Origin of the sequence: Streptomyces sp. NPDC048383 (genome assembly GCF_040651775.1) — a bacterium.
Classification (GTDB): Bacteria; Actinomycetota; Actinomycetes; order Streptomycetales; family Streptomycetaceae; genus Streptomyces.
The window spans coordinates 114,335-131,659 of the sequence record NZ_JBEZKS010000014.1; the positions used below are offsets into that span (position 1 = coordinate 114,335).

At 72.5% G+C, this 17,325-nt stretch carries 14 protein-coding genes; 1 reads left to right on the forward strand and 13 read right to left on the reverse strand.

The genetic code is table 11. The features are described 5' to 3' along the window. Positions 1-3 precede the first annotated feature (3 nt). The 13 genes from AB0D46_RS12960 to AB0D46_RS13020 all read right to left on the reverse strand — a co-directional run bounded on the left by AB0D46_RS12960 (position 4) and on the right by AB0D46_RS13020 (position 14,871). A complete protein-coding gene (locus AB0D46_RS12960) occupies positions 4-1,062 on the reverse strand; it encodes an ADP-ribosylglycohydrolase family protein (protein ID WP_362877361.1) in 1,059 nt (352 codons plus the stop codon). After that, positions 1,059-1,823 (reverse strand): NUDIX domain-containing protein, encoded by a 765-nt coding sequence (locus AB0D46_RS12965; protein ID WP_362877362.1) that lies wholly within the window; start codon positions 1,821-1,823, stop codon positions 1,059-1,061. The genes AB0D46_RS12960 and AB0D46_RS12965 overlap by 4 nt, the downstream gene beginning before the upstream one ends. After that, positions 1,820-2,908, reverse strand: a complete 1,089-nt coding sequence (locus AB0D46_RS12970; protein ID WP_362877363.1) for an AAA family ATPase — start codon at positions 2,906-2,908, stop codon at positions 1,820-1,822. The genes AB0D46_RS12965 and AB0D46_RS12970 overlap by 4 nt, the downstream gene beginning before the upstream one ends. Next, positions 2,905-3,513, reverse strand: coding sequence for a nicotinamide riboside transporter PnuC (pnuC, locus tag AB0D46_RS12975; RefSeq protein ID WP_362877364.1), 609 nt, complete (start codon positions 3,511-3,513; stop codon positions 2,905-2,907). The genes AB0D46_RS12970 and pnuC overlap by 4 nt, the downstream gene beginning before the upstream one ends. Before the next feature lie 133 nt (positions 3,514-3,646). After that, positions 3,647-5,191: a pseudouridine synthase gene (locus AB0D46_RS12980; protein ID WP_362877365.1), complete on the reverse strand. Its 1,545-nt coding sequence runs from the start codon at positions 5,189-5,191 to the stop codon at positions 3,647-3,649. Further along, a complete protein-coding gene (gene scpB / locus AB0D46_RS12985) occupies positions 5,191-5,841 on the reverse strand; it encodes an SMC-Scp complex subunit ScpB (RefSeq protein ID WP_362877366.1) in 651 nt (216 codons plus the stop codon). Before scpB ends, AB0D46_RS12980 begins: the two co-directional genes overlap by 1 nt. After that, the gene (locus AB0D46_RS12990; protein ID WP_362877367.1) at positions 5,838-6,878 is read right to left on the reverse strand and encodes a segregation/condensation protein A; all 1,041 of its coding nucleotides are present in this window, start codon (positions 6,876-6,878) and stop codon (positions 5,838-5,840) included. Before AB0D46_RS12990 ends, scpB begins: the two co-directional genes overlap by 4 nt. Before the next feature lie 97 nt (positions 6,879-6,975). After that, positions 6,976-7,485: a hypothetical protein gene (locus tag AB0D46_RS12995; RefSeq protein WP_362877368.1), complete on the reverse strand. Its 510-nt coding sequence runs from the start codon at positions 7,483-7,485 to the stop codon at positions 6,976-6,978. Then, a complete protein-coding gene (locus AB0D46_RS13000) occupies positions 7,470-8,588 on the reverse strand; it encodes a ParA family protein (protein WP_362877369.1) in 1,119 nt (372 codons plus the stop codon). Before AB0D46_RS13000 ends, AB0D46_RS12995 begins: the two co-directional genes overlap by 16 nt. 368 nt (positions 8,589-8,956) lie before the next feature. Next, a complete protein-coding gene (ald, locus tag AB0D46_RS13005) occupies positions 8,957-10,072 on the reverse strand; it encodes an alanine dehydrogenase (protein ID WP_362877370.1) in 1,116 nt (371 codons plus the stop codon). Positions 10,073-10,224: 152 nt separating this feature from the next. Continuing rightward, positions 10,225-12,189 carry a tetratricopeptide repeat protein gene (locus AB0D46_RS13010; RefSeq protein WP_362877371.1) on the reverse strand — a complete coding sequence of 655 codons (1,965 nt, stop codon included), beginning with the start codon at positions 12,187-12,189 and terminating at the stop codon, positions 10,225-10,227. Positions 12,190-12,520: 331 nt separating this feature from the next. After that, complete coding sequence (locus AB0D46_RS13015) at positions 12,521-13,153, reverse strand: NUDIX hydrolase (protein ID WP_362877372.1); 633 nt, start codon at positions 13,151-13,153, stop codon at positions 12,521-12,523. A gap of 80 nt (positions 13,154-13,233) precedes the next feature. Next, positions 13,234-14,871, reverse strand: a complete 1,638-nt coding sequence (locus AB0D46_RS13020; protein ID WP_362877373.1) for a CTP synthase — start codon at positions 14,869-14,871, stop codon at positions 13,234-13,236. Between the two features lie 511 nt (positions 14,872-15,382). Between AB0D46_RS13020 and AB0D46_RS13025 the strand changes: the two genes are divergently transcribed. Further along, positions 15,383-17,188 carry a glycoside hydrolase family 15 protein gene (locus AB0D46_RS13025; RefSeq protein ID WP_362877374.1) on the forward strand — a complete coding sequence of 602 codons (1,806 nt, stop codon included), beginning with the start codon at positions 15,383-15,385 and terminating at the stop codon, positions 17,186-17,188. The last annotated feature ends 137 nt before the right edge of the window (positions 17,189-17,325 follow it).

Below are 17,325 nucleotides of genomic sequence, written 5' to 3' on the forward strand. Positions count from 1 at the left end.
GGCTCAGGCCTCCCAGAGGGCGCCGAAGGCGAGGAGCTCGTCGCGGTACTCGATGCGGTCCTCCCAGTCGCGGGGCCACGCGTCGGCGCCGAGGTGGGCTCCCGCGAAGGCGCCCGCGAGGCAGGCGATCGAGTCGGAGTCCCCCGCGGTGCAGGCGGCGCGGCGCAGCGCGAGCAGGGGTTCGTCCGGGAAGAGCAGGAAGCACTGCAGGGCGGTGGCCAGGGCCTCCTCGGCGATCCAGCCCTCGCCGGTGGTCAGGCAGGGGTCGGTCTCCGGGGAGGGCGTGCGCAGGGCGGCGGTGAGCCGGTCCAGGACCGCGAGGCAATCGTCCCAACCGCGGGCGATGAAGGACTCCGGCGTGGCGTCGGAGGTCGCGCGCATCCAGAGGTCGCCGAGCCAGCGCTCGTGGTAGCGGGTGCGGTTCTCCAGGGCGTACGAGCGCAGCTGCCCGACCAGGCCGGTGACCTCGGTGCCGCGGGCCAGCAGGTGGACGGCGCGGGCGGTGAGGTCGCAGGCGGCGAGGGCCGTCGGGTGGCCGTGGGTGAGGGCGGACTGGAGCTGCGCCGCGCCCGCGCGTTCCTCCTCGGTCCAACCGGGGACGAGGCCCACGGGCGCCACGCGCATGTTCGCGCCGCAACCCTTGGAGCCGACCTGGCTGGCGTCGCGCCAGTCCCGCTCGGGCGTCTTCAGCAGGCTGCAGGCCTTCATGCAGGTGCGGCCGGGCGCCCGGTTGTTCTCCGGGGACTGATACCAGTCGACGAACTCCTCCCGGACCGGGCGGGCGAGCCGCATCGGGGCGATCGGGCCGCGTTCACCGGCGGTGCGTATGCCGCGGGCCAGGGCGAGCGTCATCTGGGTGTCGTCGGTGACGATGGCCGGGCGGGGCAGGGCCATCTGCCGCCAGGGGCCGGTCTTGGCCAGGATCCCGGGAACGTCGTTGAACTCCGTGGGGAAGCCGAGGGCGTCACCGAGGGCGAGACCGATGAGCGCGCCGGTGGCGGGGCGCTTGCCGGGCCGCTCCCCGGCGGCGTGGGTCGGGGCGTGGGTCGCGTTCGTCGTCATCGCGCGGGGCCTTCCGTCGGGCGCAGCAGGGGTGGGTGGAGGGCGGTCGCGGGTCCCGCCCGGTAGAGCGCGGCGGGTTTGCCGCGGCCGCCGGTGAGTCGGGCGGCGCCGGGTACGGCTTCGACGAAGCCGGGCGTCGCGAGTACCTTGCGGCGGAAGTTGGGCCGGTCCAGGGGGGTTCCCCAGACGGTCTCGTAGACGGCCCGCAGTTCCCCGAGCGTGAAGTCGGGCGGGCAGAAGGCGGTGGCCAGGCAGGTGTACTCCAGCTTGGAGCCCACCCGATGGCGGGCGTCGGCGAGGATCAGCGCGTGGTCGAAGGCCAGGTCGACGGCGTCCCCGACGGGGACCCAGCGGGCCAGGTCGGCGTCGCCGCCGCCCTGCGCCGCGGGCTCGGGCAGGTCCGGGACCAGCGCGGTGAAGGCCACGGACACCACCCGCATGCGGGGGTCCCGGTCCGGTTCGGTGTAGGTGCGCAGCTGTTCCAGGTGCAGGCCGGCGACGACGGGGCCGTCCAGTCCGGTCTCCTCCGCCAGTTCGCGGCGCGCGGCCGTCTCGGCGGACTCGCGGGGCAGGACGAACCCGCCGGGCAGCGCCCAGGCTCCCGCGTACGGGTCCTGACCGCGCCGGATCAGCAGGACGTGGAGGGCGCCGGCGCGGACGGTCAGGACGGCGAGGTCGACGGTCACCGCGAACGGCTCGAAGGCGTGGGGGTCGTAGTCGGCCGGGTCATGGTCACCGCCCCGCGGCCCGGGCCCGGTCACCGGTTCTCCGGGAGCGGGTCCGCGAAGCGCCGGCCCTCGGCGAGCAGGGCGTCCACGGCCGTGACGGCCGCCGCCAGCCGGGTCGGCCGGTCGCCGCGCAGGGTCAGGAACTCCCGACCGGTGGCCGTCAGCTCCTCGTGGAACCGGCCGGTCATCCAGGGCCGCAACTGCGGGCCGTCGCGCAGGCCGTCGTCCTCGAAGGGCACGTCCGCGTCGTCGGTCAGCAGGTACAGGTCCCGGCGGGTCAACGAGGCGATCTTCTCGACCTCGGCGTTGCGGCCGCCCAGGTAGCGCTCGTGCCAGATCCCGGTCGCGAAGGAGTCGGTGTCGCAGAAGAGCACGGGCGATCCGAGCCGGGCCGCCCGTTCCTCCGCCTCGTCCTGCCGGCGGGCGATGACCGGGAACTCCCGCGAGGTGAAGGTGACGTCGGACCAGGAGGCGGCCGGGTCGGCCGCCCGGGCCGCGGCGAGCTTCTCCTCGCTGTACTCGCGACCGTACTCGGCGACCCAGCCCGTCCCCGCCCACACCCCGCCCCGCGCCCGGTAGTGCGCGGCGAGGTCCCGGGACAGGGTGGTGGTGCCGGTGGACTCGGCGCCGAGCACGACGACCCGGCGGGTCAGGGCGGCCCGTACGGCCGGCCCCAGGAACTCCCAGCAGGCCACCGGGTCGGCGCGGACGGCCGTGCCGGAGACGGGGAACAGCGTCCGCTCCGGGTCGACGCAGACCTCCCGCGCCCCGAACCGCCGGGCGAGCTCGGCTCCGTAGGCCTCCGAGGTGAAGACGGCGTCGACGGGCCGGCCCACCGCGCTCCGGAAGATCGCCATGTGCGCCTCCCAGACCGCCGGGTCGTGCAGGTCGACGGGGACGTCGTCGACGGCTCCGACCACGTCCGCCCCGGGGTGCGCCTCGCGCATCCAGGCGACCCGGTCGGCGAGCGGCACCGACTCAACCGAGGCGGCGCACACCAGTACGGTCAGCCGCTCGCAGCGGGCCTGGGCGGTGCGCACCAGGTGGTGGTGGCCGGCGTGCGGCGGGTAGAACTTGCCCAGCACCAGCCCGTGTCCGAAGCGCTCGCCGCCGCTCACGCCCGCACCCCGGCGCTCTCGCGGAGGTCCGTCGCGGGGAGCGTGCGGCGCCAGCCGATCAGCCCGGCCACGCACAGGGCGAGGAAGCCCACGTACAGGACCGAGGTCAGGTACAGCCCCTTGTAGGCGTAGAGCGGGATGTAGACGAGGTCGGCGGCGATCCACAGCCACCAGGATTCGAGGCGCTTGCGGCACTGCCCGTAGGTGGCCATGAGCGAGAGGCCCGTGGTCAGCGCGTCCCAGAACGGCACGGTGGAGTCGGTGGCGCGGTCCAGCAGCAGGGTCAGCGCGGCGGTCCCCACCGCCCCCGCCACGAGCAGCCAGGCCCACTCGGCGCGCGTGGTGCGGCGCACCGGCAGGGCCCCCGCGGTTCCTGGTCCACCCCCGTGGGTCCAGGACCACCAGCCGTAGGCGGCGAGGGCGATGAAGACGATCTGGAGTCCGGCGTCGGCGTAGAGGCCGGCCTGGGTGAACAGCACGATGAAGAAGACGTTGTTGGCGATGCCGACGGGCCAGTTCGCGACGTGCTGCCGGGCCACCAACCAGACGCACACCGCCCCGGTGGCGAACCCGAGGATCTCGGTCCAGCTCGTACTCCAGCCCATGGCGGCCCCCGCGCGTTCGTAAGTTCCCGACCTTTAATGGTCAGGTTGACTATAAACGGCGGGCGGGTCGTCGGGCAAGCGAAGAGCCCGCGGCGCCGGTGGGCGTCGCGGGCTCTTCGGGTGGGCGTGGGGCCTACAGGCCGACCTCGCGCATCAGCATGCCGACCTCGGTGTTGGTCAGACGGCGCAGCCAGCCGGACTTCTGGTCACCGAGCTCGATCGGACCGAAGGAGGTCCGGACGAGCTTCTCGACCGGGAAGCCGGCCTCCGCCATCATGCGGCGCACGATGTGCTTGCGGCCCTCGTGGAGGGTCACCTCGACCAGGTAGTTCTTGCCGACCTGGTCGACGACGCGGAAGTGGTCGGCGCGGGCGTAGCCGTCCTCCAGCTCGATGCCGTCCTTGAGGCGCTTGCCGATCTCACGCGGCAGCGGGCCGGTGATCGCGGCGACGTAGGTCTTCTTCACGCCGTACTTCGGGTGCGTGAGGCGGTGGGCCAGCTCACCGTGGTTGGTGAGCAGGATGATGCCCTCGGTCTCGGTGTCGAGCCGGCCGACGTGGAAGAGACGCGTCTCACGGTTGGTGACGTAGTCGCCCAGGCACTGGCGGCCGTCCGGGTCCTCCATGGTGGAGACGACGCCGGCGGGCTTGTTCAGCGCGAAGAACAGGTACGACTGGGTGGCGACGGTCAGGCCGTCCACCTTGATCTCGTCCTTCGGCTGGACTCGCTTGCCCTGCTCCAGCACGATCTCGCCGTTGACCTCGACGCGGGCCTGCTCGATGAGCTCCTCGCAGGCGCGGCGCGAACCCATGCCGGCGCGGGCGAGGACCTTCTGCAGGCGCTCGCCCTCCTCCTCGGCACCCGGGAAGGTCTTCGGGGTCTTGATCTCGGGCTTGTCGGCGTACCGGTCGCGCACGCGCTCCTCGATCCGCGCCTCCAGCTCGCGCGGCTTGGACTGGCCGCTGCGGCTGCCGGGGCCGCGGCGCGGGCCGCCGGCCCCGCCGATGGCCGGGGTCCGGGAGGTCTTGGGGCCGCCCTTGGCCCCACCGCGGGCCGCCGCGCCACGGGCGCCGCCACCGCGGTTGCCGTCGGCCGCGCCGCGGGCACCGCCGCCGCCGGCCTTGGCTCCGCCGCGGCCGTTGCGCTCGCCCTCGGGGCCCACGTCGTAGCGGCGCTCCTCGGGGCGGGGGTTGCGGATGCGGGGCGCCGGCTGGTCGCGGTCGCGGTCACGCGAGTCGGAGCCACCCTGGTAGCCGCCGGAGCTGCCACCGCTGGAGGAGCCACCGCGGTAGCCGCCGGAGCTGCCACCGGAGGACGAGCCACCGCGGTAGCCACCCGAGCTGCCGCCGCTGGAGGGGCCGCCCCGGTAGCCGCCGGAGCTGCCACCGGAGGACGAGCCACCGCGGTAGCCACCCGAGCTGCCGCCGCTGGAGGAGCCCCCGCGGTAGCCACCCCCGGAGGAGCCGCCGGAGCCGGAGCCGCCGGAGCCGCCCCGGTAGCCGCCCGAGCCGCCGCCGCTGGACCCGCCGCGGGAGCCGCCGCCCGAGCCGGAGCCACCGCCGCGGTAGCCACCGCCCGATCCGGAGCCACCGCCGCGGGAGCTGCCGCCGCGTGCGCCGCCACCGCCGCCGCTGCTGTTCCTGTTGCCGCTGCCGTTGCCGTTACCGCTGCTTCGCATCAAAGTTCCGTCGTCTTGTCGTCTTCTGAGGTATCCGGTGCATCCGGATCGAACGACGGAACACCCTCTTGCGTCTCGGCTTCGATCGCGTCCGCCTCGGGGAGGAAGGGCGCGAGCTCCGGGAGCTCGTCCAGGCCGCGCAGGCCCATCCGCTCCAGAAAGTAGTTCGTCGTCCTGTACAGGATCGCACCTGTTTCGGGTTCCGTGCCCGCCTCGGTCACCAGACCCCGCTGGAGCAGGGTCCGCATGACCCCGTCGCAGTTGACTCCGCGGACCGCCGAGACCCGCGACCGGCTGACCGGCTGGCGGTACGCGACGACCGCCAGCGCCTCCAGGGCCGCCTGGGTGAGGCGGGCCTGCTGGCCGTCCAGGACGAAGGCCTCGACGGCCTCCGCGTACGCGGGGCGGGTGTAGAACCGCCAGCCGCCCGCGACCGTGCGCAGCTCGAAGCCCCTGCGCTGCGCGGTGTACTCGTCGGCGAGCTCGCCGAGGGCGTCGGCCACCTCCCGCGGGGTGCGGCCCAGCACCTTGGCGAGGTGGTCCGTCGTCGCGGGTTCGTCCACCACCATCAGGACGGCCTCCAGGGCGCCCTTCAGCGCCGGCCCGGCGTCGGCCTCCTCGTACGTGTCCCGCTCCTGGGCCTGTGTCATTCGCCCACCTCCACGACCTGGTCGAATTCGTCGGTGACCTTCGGCATTCCGTCGCCGTCCCCGCCGCTCCAGCGCACGGTGAGGGTCCGCAGGGCCTCCTCCTGGTCGAGGACCACGGCCTTCTCCCGGTAGAGCTCCAGCAGCGCCAGGAACCGCGCGACGACGGTCAGGGTGTCCGGGGCGTCCTCGGTCAGCTCCTGGAACGTGGCCTCGCCCCGCGCCTTGAGCAGGCGTACGACGTGTCCCGCCTGCTCCCGCACGCTGACGAGCGGGGCGTGGATGTGGTCGACGTACACCTCGGGCTTCGCCCTGGGCTGCATGGCCCGCACGGCCAGTCGGGCGAGGCCCTCGGCGCCGATGCTGATGACGACCTCGGGCAGCAGGTCGGCGTGGTGCGGCTCCAGGCCGACGGTCCGGGGGTAGCGCTTGCCCTCGTCCTCGGCGCGCAGCTCGAAGATCTCGGCGATCCGCTTGTACGCCCGGTACTGCAGGAGCCGCGCGAAGAGCAGGTCCCGGGCCTCCAGCAGGGCGAGGTCGGCCTCGTCCTCGACCTCGGCGGCGGGCAGCAGCCGGGCGGCCTTCAGGTCGAGCAGGGTGGCCGCGACCACCAGGAACTCGGTGGTCTGGTCGAGGTCCCAGTCGGGGCCCATGGCACGGATGTGCGCCATGAACTCGTCGGTGACCTTGGACAGGGCCACTTCGGTGACGTCGAGCTTGTGCCGGGAGATCAGCTGGAGCAGCAGGTCGAAGGGGCCCTCGAAGTTGGCGAGCCGCAGCGTGAACCGCCCGTCCGCGGCGGGCCCGCTCTCCGGGGCTTCCCGCGCGCCTTCCGGCCCGGCCGGCCGGTCGGGCTCACCCACCGCCTGCCGCGCGCGCTCCTGGCGGGGCTCGACGGGGGCGCCGGCGCCCCGGGGGCGCTCGGGGGCCCCTTCGACCGGCGCGGGCCGGGACGGGCCCGCCTGGGGCTCCTCGGCCGGTTCCGGCCCGCGGCCCAGGCTCCGGCGGGTCGGGCGGGCGGGGAGGTCGTTCGGGGGCATCGCGGTCCAGGGGGTGGTGCGGAGGGTTCGGCCGGGCGGGCACGGCCGCCGGCCGACCCTGACTCAGCCTATGCCCCGGACCCGGGCGGAAGCCGGATCAGCGGCCGCGCAGGCGGCGTACGAGGATGCTGGCGTCCCCGCGGGACTCCAGGTCCGCCAGGACCACGGCGACCGCCTCGCGGACGATGCGGCCCCGGTCGACGGCCAGCCCGTGTTCACCGCGGAGCACCAGTCGGGCGTGCTCCAGGTCCATGAGCTCCTCGGCGGAGACGTAGACGGTGATCTTCTCGTCGTGCCGCTCGCGCCCGCTGGGCCGCCGGTTCGCGCCCCGGCCCTGCCCCTTGCCGGACCGGGGCGAGGACGCCCCGGCGGCAGAGGCAGAACCTTCCTGCGGCCTGCGCTGCGCGCCGACCCCGGGATCGCCGGCTTCCCGTACGCGGCTGTCCCCGGTGGTCCGCGCCGTGCCGTCCGCCGGCGCGGCCGCGTGCTCCGGGCCGCCCGCCGGCGCCTCGTCGGCGCCCCGCCTCGGCGAGGACGACTGGAGGGCCATCCCCCCGGTCGTGCGGAACAGTTCGTCGGCTCCGGGCAGACTCACTCGGCGGGACACCGGGCGAGCACCTCCCTGGCCAGCTGGCGGTAGGCGGCGGCGCCGACGGAGTTCGACGCGTACGTGGTGATCGGCTCACCGGCGACCGTGGTCTCCGGGAAGCGCACCGTACGGCCGATGACCGTGTGGTAGACGTGGTCGTCGAAGGCTTCGACGACGCGCGCCAGGACCTCGCGGCTGTGCACCGTGCGGGAGTCGTACATCGTGGCGAGGATGCCGTCGAGCTCCAGCTCCGGGTTGAGCCGCTCCTGCACCTTCTCGATGGTCTCGGTCAGCAGCGCCACACCGCGCAGCGCGAAGAACTCGCACTCCAGCGGGACGATGACCTTGTGCGCCGCCGTCAGGGCGTTCACGGTCAGCAGACCGAGCGAGGGCTGACAGTCGATCACGATGTAGTCGTAGTCGGCCATCAGGGGCTTGAGGGCCCGCTGGAGCGTGGACTCGCGCGCGACCTCGCTGACCAACTGGACTTCCGCGGCCGAGAGGTCGATGTTGCTCGGCAGCAGGTCCATGTTGGGGACCGCCGTCTTGAGCAACACCTCGTCGGCCGACATGCCCCGCTCCATGAGCAGGTTGTAGACCGTGAGGTCGAGTTCCATCGGGTTCACGCCGAGGCCCACGGACAGGGCGCCCTGCGGGTCGAAGTCGACGAGCAGCACCCGCCGTCCGTACTCGGCGAGTGCGGCGCCCAGGTTGATGGTCGACGTGGTCTTGCCCACGCCGCCCTTCTGGTTGCACATCGCGATGATCGTCGCCGGGCCGTGTTCGGCCAGCGGACCCGGGATCGGGAAGTACGGGAGCGGGCGTCCGGTCGGGCCGATCCGCTCACGGCGCTGACGGGCAGCGTCGGGGGCGAGGGTGGCCGCGTACTCGGGGTCCGGTTCGTACTCCGCGTCGGGGTCGTAGAAGTGCCCCTCGGGCACGTTTGCGTAGTCGGCGAAACCCACGGGCTTGTCGCCGCTCGGGTCGCCGGCCCTGGAGTTCACGTCTAGGCCGTCCATGCTGTTTCGGGGCGTCGTCATGTGCTGGTGGTTTGCGAAGGTGCGGACCGCGACGGAGCCGACAGCTTCGAGCCCGACAGGACCCTGGCCCCGCTCAGGCATCCCTGCTCGACCACCTCCAGGAGCAAATGTCGACTCATTCACAAGTCGTCTTACCTCCTCGGACGTGACCAGGACACTTATCGATAGGTCAGCGTTGCACCATGCCGACGGTTGGCGACTCTATGGCGTGTCACCGCTCAGCGGCAACACAATCCACCGGACCCGACGCGTTGTGTCGGCAACCGAACACCACTCTGTCAAGGGCGTGCGAGCTGTCACTGCGAAGTTTCGCGGGTGTGCGAAAGGGTTAAAGGGTTACGTTCGAGGCGAGTTGAGCCGGGTCCGCGGACACCCCGCAAACGCGTCCGGCCGGACCTCGCGAGCAAGGTCCGGCCGGATACGTGAGATTGACGTCAGTCGTTGACGAATCAGCCGAGCAGCGTGCTCAGCTCAAGGGTCTCCAGGCCGTGGGCCTCGGCGACGGGACCGTAAACGACCTGCCCGTCATGGGTGTTGAGACCCAGCGCGAGCGCCTGGTCGCGACGGAGCGCCTCGGCCCAGCCGAGGTTCGCGAGCTGCACGATGTACGGCAGGGTCGCGTTCGTCAGCGCGTAGGTGGAGGTGTTCGGCACCGCGCCCGGCATGTTGGCGACGCAGTAGAAGACCGAGTTGTGGACCATGAAGGTCGGCTCGGCGTGGGTGGTCGGACGGGAGTCCTCGAAGCACCCGCCCTGGTCGATCGCAATGTCGACAAGGACACTTCCGGGCTTCATCCGGGAGACGAGCTCGTTGGTGACCAGCTTCGGGGCCTTCGCACCCGGGATCAGCACCGCGCCGATGACGAGGTCGGCCGCGAGGACGGCCTTCTCCAGCTCGTAGGCGTTGGAGACGATCGTCTGGATCTTCGTACCGAAGATCTTGTCGGCCTCGCGGAGCTTGTTGATGTCACGGTCGAGCAGGGTCACGTGGAAGCCCATGCCGATGGCGATCTGCGCGGCGTTCCAGCCGGAGACGCCACCGCCGATGACGACGGCCTCGCCCGCGGAGGTGCCGGGCACGCCGCCGGGGAGCACGCCGCGGCCGCCCGCCGAGCGCATCAGGTGGTAGGCGCCGACCTGCGGGGCCAGCCGGCCCGCGACCTCGGACATCGGGGCGAGCAGCGGGAGCTGGCGGTTGGCCGTCTCGACCGTCTCGTACGCGATGGCGGTGGTGCCGGACTCCAGCAGCGCGTCCGTGCACTCGCGGGAGGCCGCGAGGTGCAGGTAGGTGAAGAGCGTCTGGTCCTTGCGGAGGCGGTGGTACTCCTCCGCGATGGGCTCCTTGACCTTCAGGAGCAGGTCCGCGGTCGCCCAGACCTCGTCCGCCGTACCGAGGATCTCGGCGCCGGCCGAGACGTACTCGGCGTCCGTGATCGAGGAGCCCACACCGGCGTTCTGCTCGATGAAGACCTGGTGGCCGTTGCGGACCAGCTCATGCACGCCGGCGGGCGTGATGGCGACCCGGAACTCGTTGTTCTTGACCTCGCGGGGGATGCCGACCTTCATCGTCGATCACGGTCCTTGGCTCAGGGGAAAATACGGGCTACTTCCATACATACCCGCCCACAAGAACGCGCAACGGGATGCACCACGGGATGCCGCGGTGAACCCAGTCTAATGAAGGATGAGTCGCTGTCTAGCCTTGCAAACGAATAATCTCAGTCGGAAGTACTGCGGATTTCGCAGGCTGCGGGGTCATCTCCCAGCAATCTGTCGGCTGCGGAGCGGTGCAGCCTGGCAGCCGCGGGGTCGCCGAGCCGGTCCAGCGTGTCGGCCAGCCGGACCTGGAGGGCGGCCTGAAGTCGCAGGTCGCCGGCCCTGCGCGCCAACTCGATCGCCTCGCGGCAGGTGTGCAGGGATTCCTCGGGCCGGCCCGCGTACTCCTGGACCCGCGCCATCTCGCTCAACGCCTTTGCCTGGCCCGGGAGATCGGCGAGCTTGCGGTAGCCCGCGGCGGCGGCCCGCCAACTGCGCAGCGCCTCCCCGTAGCGGCCCGCGTAGGTGTGCACGTTGCCCAGCCGCCCGTACAGCCTGGCCTCGTCCCCGCGCTCGCCGCGGGCGAGGGACTGGGAGAGCGCGCGGCCGAACCAGTCGGAGGCCCGCTGCCAGTCCGCCAACTCCTGGTAGGCACCGCCTACGGATTCCATCGCGCGACCGGTGGCGTACGGGTCCTTCGCGGCCTTTCCGGCGTCGAGAGCGGCCCGGTAACGCTCCAGAGCCTCCTGGGTGCGGCCCGTCTCGGCGTCCAGATCGGCCAGGTTCAGCAGCGCGGCGGCCTGCTCGCGGTGCAGCTGGCGCCGCTCGGCGACGTCCAGGACCAGCCGGTGCAGCCCGTACAGCTCGGGGGCGGCGGCCTCGGTGCCGCGGTGCTCGGCGAGTGCCCTGACCAGGCCTGACACCAGCCGGCGGGCCAGGGTGTCCAGGTCGCCGTCGGCCACGGCCAGGGTGGCGGCGGCCGACAGCGCGGGCAGCCGGGTGTCGAGCCAGACGGCGGCCGCGCGGCGGTCGGGGAAGCGCAGCGGGCGGGGCATCCCGTCGAGCCGCTCCCGCAGCAGGTCCTCGTCCTCGTCGGCCATGGCACGGCAGGAGGTGAGCAGCCGTACGGTCCGCTCCAGCATCCGGGCCCGGGCCAGCTGGACCTCGGCGGGCCGCTCCTTGGCCTCCAGCAGGGACTGCAACAGCGGGGCGAGGCAGCCGGGCAGCAGGAACAGGCCGTTGGAGGCGTGCCGTACCAGGCCCAACCCGGCGAAGTCCTCCAGGGTGGACTGCGCGGCGGCCACCGAGCATCCGGCGAGGGCGGAGGCGGTGTGCGAGTCGAGCATCCCGGCGGGCGCGAGCGGCAGCAGCCGCAGGGTGCGCTGGGCGGGCTGCGGGAGGGACTCGTAGACGAGCCGGAAGGAGCGGGCGAGCGGGCCGCTGGTGCTCGGGGGCATGTCGTGGAGCTGCTTGGCGAGGTCGGCGACGGCCGCCTTGGGGTGGGCGGCGAGCCAGCCGCCGGCCAGGGCGAGCGCGGCGGGCTGGCCCCCGCACTCCTCGGCTAGGGTCTCGGCGGCGCGTGGGTCGACGGTGACGCGGGTGTCGCCGATGTGCTGGGCGAGCATCTCGACGGCGGAGGGGGTGTCCAGGCCGCCGAGGGTGCAGGGGCGGACGTCGGGGATCCCGGTGAGGGGCCCTTCCGCGGTGACGACGACCAGGCACTCGGGGGTGTCGGGCAGCAGCGCGTCGACCTGTTGCGGGTCGGCGGCGTCGTCGAGCAGCAGGATCGCCCGCCGGCCGGCTAGCGCCTCGCGCAGGGCGGCGCTCAGGTCGTCCTCGCCGGCGCCGGGCGGGGTGGGTCGGCCGAGGGCCTCCAGGAGGGTGCGGACGGCCCGTTCGGTGGCCACCGCCTCCCCGCCGGGGGTGGTGAGACGGACCGTGAACTGTCCGTCGGGGTACTGGTCGGCCACTTCGCGCACGAACGCCTCGGCGAGGGCGGTGCGGCCGGAGCCGGGCCGTCCGGCGACCAGCAGGACCCGCGCGCGGGGCGCCTTGGCCTTGCGGCCGGAGAGGGTGTCGAGCCCGGTCCGTGCGATGTCCTCGCGCAGCTCCTTGAGCTCACGCCGCCGCCCGACGAAATCCGTCACGGATCCGCTCCTCTCCCTGCCTCGGGTTGCCGAGCGTAGTTCACGCAGAGCGACGGACCGGGTGGAGCGCGGCGGGTGGATCACCCAATCGGATCAGCGGATGGTCCGCTTTATCGCGTGGCGCGGGTACGCCACGCCCCCGCGGCCGGTCCCCGGCCCCCGTCACGACCCCGCCCCCGGCCCGGCGCAGGCCGGGACGGGGGCGGGAACGGGGGGCGGGAACGGGAGTGCCGGAGCGCGCGGGGTCGGGCGCGCGCCGGGCTCGCGCGGGCCCCGGGCGCGGCGCCGCTCGTACGGTTCCGCGGGCGGCGCGGGCAGGCGCCCGCCGTGACTACGCTTCGTACGGGCGCGCCGGCCACGGCGCCAGAGCCGGGCGCAGGCCCTCGGGGCCCTCCGGGGAGGCCTGGGCGGCGACCAGCGCCAGGACGCCCGTCACCAGCCCCGGGTTCCCCAGCTCCCCCGCGAGGACGCCGCGCACCAGGTCGGCCAGCGGCACCCGGGCCACCTCCATGTCGGCCTCCTCCGAGTCGAACTCCTCGTACCGCTCGCCCTCGGCGTCGGTGACGCCCCGCGCCAGGAAGATCCGGATCGCCTCGTCGGAGCCGCCGGGCGAGGCGAAGAAGTCGGCCAGCACCCGCCAGTCCTCGGCCTTGACGTGGGCCTCCTCGTACAGCTCGCGCTGCGCCGCGTGCAGCGGGTTCTCCCCGGGCACGTCGAGCAGCCCGGCGGGCAGTTCCCACAGCCGGTGCCGTACGGGGTGGCGGTACTGGCGGACCACCAGGACCCGGTCCTGCGCGTCGAGGGCCAGCACGCACACCGAGCCCGGGTGGACCTGGTAGTCGCGACGGGCGACGGACCCGTCCGGCATTCGCACCTCGTCCGAGTCGACCGCCGTCTTGGCGCCCTGGAAGGGCCGCCGTGTCGACAGCGTCTCCCAGGTTTCCGACGTATCGCTGATGCCCATCCCCATGCCTCCGTACCACGCGCGACAGCCGGGGCACGGATGTTCCGTACCCCGGCTGTCCACGGTATGCGGTCAGGCGCTCACTTCGCGGACTGCTGGCGCTCCACCGCGGCCTTGACCAGGCCCGCGAAGAGCGGGTGCGGCCGGGTCGGGCGGGAGCGCAGCTCCGGGTGGGCCTGGGTGGCGACCAGGTAGGGGTGCACCTCGCGCGGGTACTCGACGTACTCGACGAGCTTGTTGTCCGGGGACGTGCCGGAGAAGACCAGACCGGCCTTCTGCTCCAGCTCGCCGCGGTAGGCGTTGTTGACCTCGTAGCGGTGGCGGTGGCGCTCGTCCACGTACGCCTGGTCGCCGTAGACCTCGCGCACGATGGAACCCTCGGCGAGCTTCGCCGGGTACATGCCCAGGCGCATGGTGCCGCCCAGGTCGCCCGCGCCCTCGACGAAGGCCAGCTGCTCCTCCATGGTCGAGATGACCGGGTGCGGGGTGGAGGCGTCGAACTCGGTGGAGTTCGCGTCCTGGATGCCCGCGAGGTTGCGCGCCGCCTCGATGACCACGCACTGCAGGCCCAGGCACAGGCCGAGCAGCGGGATCTTGTTCTCCCGGGCGTAGGTGATCGCGCCCACCTTGCCGTTGACGCCGCGGTCGCCGAACCCGCCGGGGACGCAGATCGCGTCCACGTCGGCCAGCTGCGCCGCCGCGGCCTCCGGGGTCTTGCAGTCGTCGGAGGTGACCCACTTGATCTGGACGCGGGCCCGGTTGGCGAAACCGCCGGCGCGCAGCGCCTCGGTCACCGACAGGTAGGCGTCGGGCAGGTCGATGTACTTGCCGACGAGCGCGACCTTCACCTCGTGGTCGGGGTTGTGGACCCGGTCCAGCAGGTCCTCCCACACCGTCCAGTTGACGTCACGGAAGGGCAGGTCGAGCTTGCGGACGACGTAGGCGTCCAGGCCCTCGGTGTGCAGCACCTTGGGGATGTCGTAGATCGACTTGGCGTCGATGGCCGCGACGACCGCGGCCTCGTCCACGTCGCACATCAGCGAGATCTTGCGCTTGATGGAGGTGGGAACCTCACGGTCGGCGCGCAGCACGATCGCGTCGGGCTGGATGCCGATGTTGCGCAGGGCCGCGACGGAGTGCTGGGTGGGCTTGGTCTTCAGCTCGCCGGAGGGGCCGATGTAGGGCAGCAGCGAGATGTGCACGACGAAGACGTTGTCGCGGCCGACCTCGTGGCGGACCTGACGGACCGTCTCCAGGAACGGCAGCGACTCGATGTCGCCGACGGTGCCGCCGACCTCGGTGATGACCACGTCGACGTCCGCGGTCGCCATGCGGCGGATGCGGTGCTTGATCTCGTTGGTGATGTGCGGGATGACCTGCACCGTGTCGCCGAGGTACTCGCCGCGCCGCTCCTTGGCGATGACCGTCGAGTAGACCTGGCCGGTGGTGACGTTGGCCGAGCCGTCGAGGTCGACGTCGAGGAAGCGCTCGTAGTGGCCGATGTCCAGGTCGGTCTCGGCGCCGTCGTTGGTGACGAACACCTCGCCGTGCTGGAAGGGGTTCATCGTGCCGGGGTCGACGTTCAGGTACGGGTCGAGCTTCTGCATCGTGACCCGCAGGCCGCGCGCCTTCAGCAGCGCACCCAGGCTGGAGGCCGTCAGCCCCTTGCCGAGGGACGAAGCGACACCCCCGGTGACGAAGATGTGCTTGGTCGTCATGGCTGTGCTGTTTCGAAAAGCAGCGGGCGGCGTCGCCAAGAGGGGGCTCCCGTGGTCGCGAGGTGAGGTGCGTCCGGCGCCGTTCCGCGAGATCCGGAATCGGTTCTCAGGGGGCGCCGAAGCTGCGGTTTCGGGGTTCCTGATTCGCACAGGCAGACCACCGGTCCACGGGGTACCAGCCTATCAGCGCCCGGGAGGGTCTGCCTCCGGGCGCGCGGCGGGTCGCCCGCGCCGTACCGTCGAGGAGCAGCCCGGCAGGGCCGTTCGCGCAGGTCACCCGTTCAGTCGAGCCACATTCCCCCGGGACTTCAGGAGATCACTAGGGTGCCCGTCATACCCTGCTCGGATACTGCTGTTACCTCGCCGCCGAGCAGGCCGGAATTCGGCGTCACCGCGCCACGTCCGGCAGTCTGGAGCTCGACGCGGAAATCCTTCCGCGCAGCAGGACCGCGCATCCGCGCAATGCAAGCGCCCTCAGGGGCGGACGTGGCCGTTCGACTGGAGATGCAACGTGTCCGGGCGCATCGAGGATTACGCACTGATCGGGGACATGCAGACCGCGGCGCTGGTCTGCCGGGACGGGGCGGTGGACTGGTTGTGTCTGCCCCGTTTCGATTCCCCTGCCGCCTTCGCGAGCATTCTCGGTACCGAGGATCACGGGTTCTGGCGGGTCGGTCCCGCGGTCCCGCCCGGGACCGAGCCGCCGCGTGCCGACCGTCGCCGCTACCGCGGTGAATCGCTCGTGCTGGAGTCGGAGTGGGACACCCCGCGGGGGACCGTCCGCGTCATCGACTTCATGCCGCCGCGCGAGGACCACGCGCCGCAGCTGATCCGCATCGTGGAGGGGGTCAGCGGGCGCGTCCCGATGCGCTCGTCGCTGCGCATGCGCTTCAGCTACGGGCGGATCGTGCCCTGGGTGCACAAGGTGGACGGCCGTACCGTGGCCGTCGCCGGCCCGGACTCGGTCTGGGTGGACACCGACGCGGAGACGTACGGCAAGAACCTGACGACGTACTCCGACTTCACCGTCGGTCCGGGCGACCGCATCGCCTTCGCCATCAGCTGGCAGGCCTCGCACCGCAGCGCCCCCGAGCGCCCCGACGCAGAGGGCGCGCTGGAGGCCACCACCGAGTTCTGGCGGGACTGGGTGGCGCACTGTACGTACCACGGGCCCTACCGGGAGGCCGTGGTGCGCTCCCTGATCACCCTCAAGGCCCTGACGTACGGGCCCACGGGCGGCATCGTCGCCGCGCCGACCACCTCCCTGCCGGAGGAGATCGGCGGGGTCCGCAACTGGGACTACCGCTACACCTGGCTGCGGGACGCCGCCATCACCCTGTCGTCGCTGCTGCGCACCGGCTACCGGGAGGAGGCCTCGGCCTGGCGGGACTGGCTGCTGCGCGCGGTGGCCGGCGACCCGGAGAACCTGCAGATCATGTACGGGATCGCCGGTGAGCGGGAGCTGGGCGAGACGGAGTTGGACTGGCTGCCCGGCTACGAGAACTCCGGCCCGGTCCGGGTCGGCAACGGCGCGGCCCACCAGCTCCAGCTCGACGTGTACGGCGAGGTCACCGAGGCCCTGCACCTGGGCCACATGACGGGTCTGGCCCGCAACGACTACGCCTCGGTGCTCCAGCTGAAGCTGATCCGCTACCTGGAGACGCACTGGAGCGAGCCCGACGAGGGCATCTGGGAGGTGCGCGGCCCGCGCCGGCACTTCGTGCACTCCAAGGTGATGGCCTGGGTGGCCGTGGACCGCACGATCAAGCTGATCGAGAGCGGGGACGCGGACGGCCCGCTGGAGCGCTGGCGGGAACTGCGCGACGAGATCCACGCGGACGTCTGCGAGAAGGGCTACGACAAGGAACGCAACACGTTCACGCAGTCGTACGGGTCCCGGGAGTTGGACGCCTCGCTGCTGCTGATCCCGCAGATGGGCTTCCTGCCCCCGGACGACAAGCGGGTCATCGGGACCATCGAGGCGATCCAGCGCGAGCTGTCGACCCCGGACGGTTTCATCCTGCGCTACCCGACGGCCGGCGAGGAGGCCGGTGTGGACGGGCTGGAGGGCGACGAGGGTGCCTTCCTGGCCTGCTCGTTCTGGATGGCCGACGACCTGGCGATGATCGGCCGGGTCGACGAGGCCCGGCGGCTCTTCGAGAAGCTCCTCGCCCTGCGCAACGACCTGGGGCTGCTGGCCGAGGAATGGGACCCCAAGCTGCAACGGCAGGTCGGGAACTTCCCGCAGGCCTTCAGTCACGTCCCGCTGATCGACACGGCGCTGCGGCTGACGGCGAGCGGGGCGTACGGGGGCTGACGCCCGATGGTCGTTCCCGACCGGGCCGCCCCCACACACGTGGGGGCGGCCCGTTCGGCGTCCGGTCCCGGGATGCCCCGGGCCGGTGGCGCGCCTAGCCTGGAGTGGTCCTTTGTCCTTCTCGGAAGGGGCCGGTC

Bases quoted from the DNA above. Each gene is read 5' to 3' on its own strand.
- pnuC (WP_362877364.1), bottom strand. From the start codon at position 3,513: ATGGGCTGGAGTACGAGCTGGACCGAGATCCTCGGGTTCGCCACCGGG.
- AB0D46_RS12960 (WP_362877361.1), bottom strand. From the start codon at position 1,062: ATGACGACGAACGCGACCCACGCCCCGACCCACGCCGCCGGGGAGCGG.
- AB0D46_RS13015 (WP_362877372.1), bottom strand. From the start codon at position 13,153: ATGGGCATCAGCGATACGTCGGAAACCTGGGAGACGCTGTCGACACGG.
- AB0D46_RS12990 (WP_362877367.1), bottom strand. From the start codon at position 6,878: ATGCCCCCGAACGACCTCCCCGCCCGCCCGACCCGCCGGAGCCTGGGC.
- scpB (WP_362877366.1), bottom strand. From the start codon at position 5,841: ATGACACAGGCCCAGGAGCGGGACACGTACGAGGAGGCCGACGCCGGG.
- ald (WP_362877370.1), bottom strand. From the start codon at position 10,072: ATGAAGGTCGGCATCCCCCGCGAGGTCAAGAACAACGAGTTCCGGGTC.
- AB0D46_RS13000 (WP_362877369.1), bottom strand. From the start codon at position 8,588: ATGCCTGAGCGGGGCCAGGGTCCTGTCGGGCTCGAAGCTGTCGGCTCC.
- AB0D46_RS12980 (WP_362877365.1), bottom strand. From the start codon at position 5,191: ATGCGAAGCAGCGGTAACGGCAACGGCAGCGGCAACAGGAACAGCAGC.
- AB0D46_RS13020 (WP_362877373.1), bottom strand. From the start codon at position 14,871: ATGACGACCAAGCACATCTTCGTCACCGGGGGTGTCGCTTCGTCCCTC.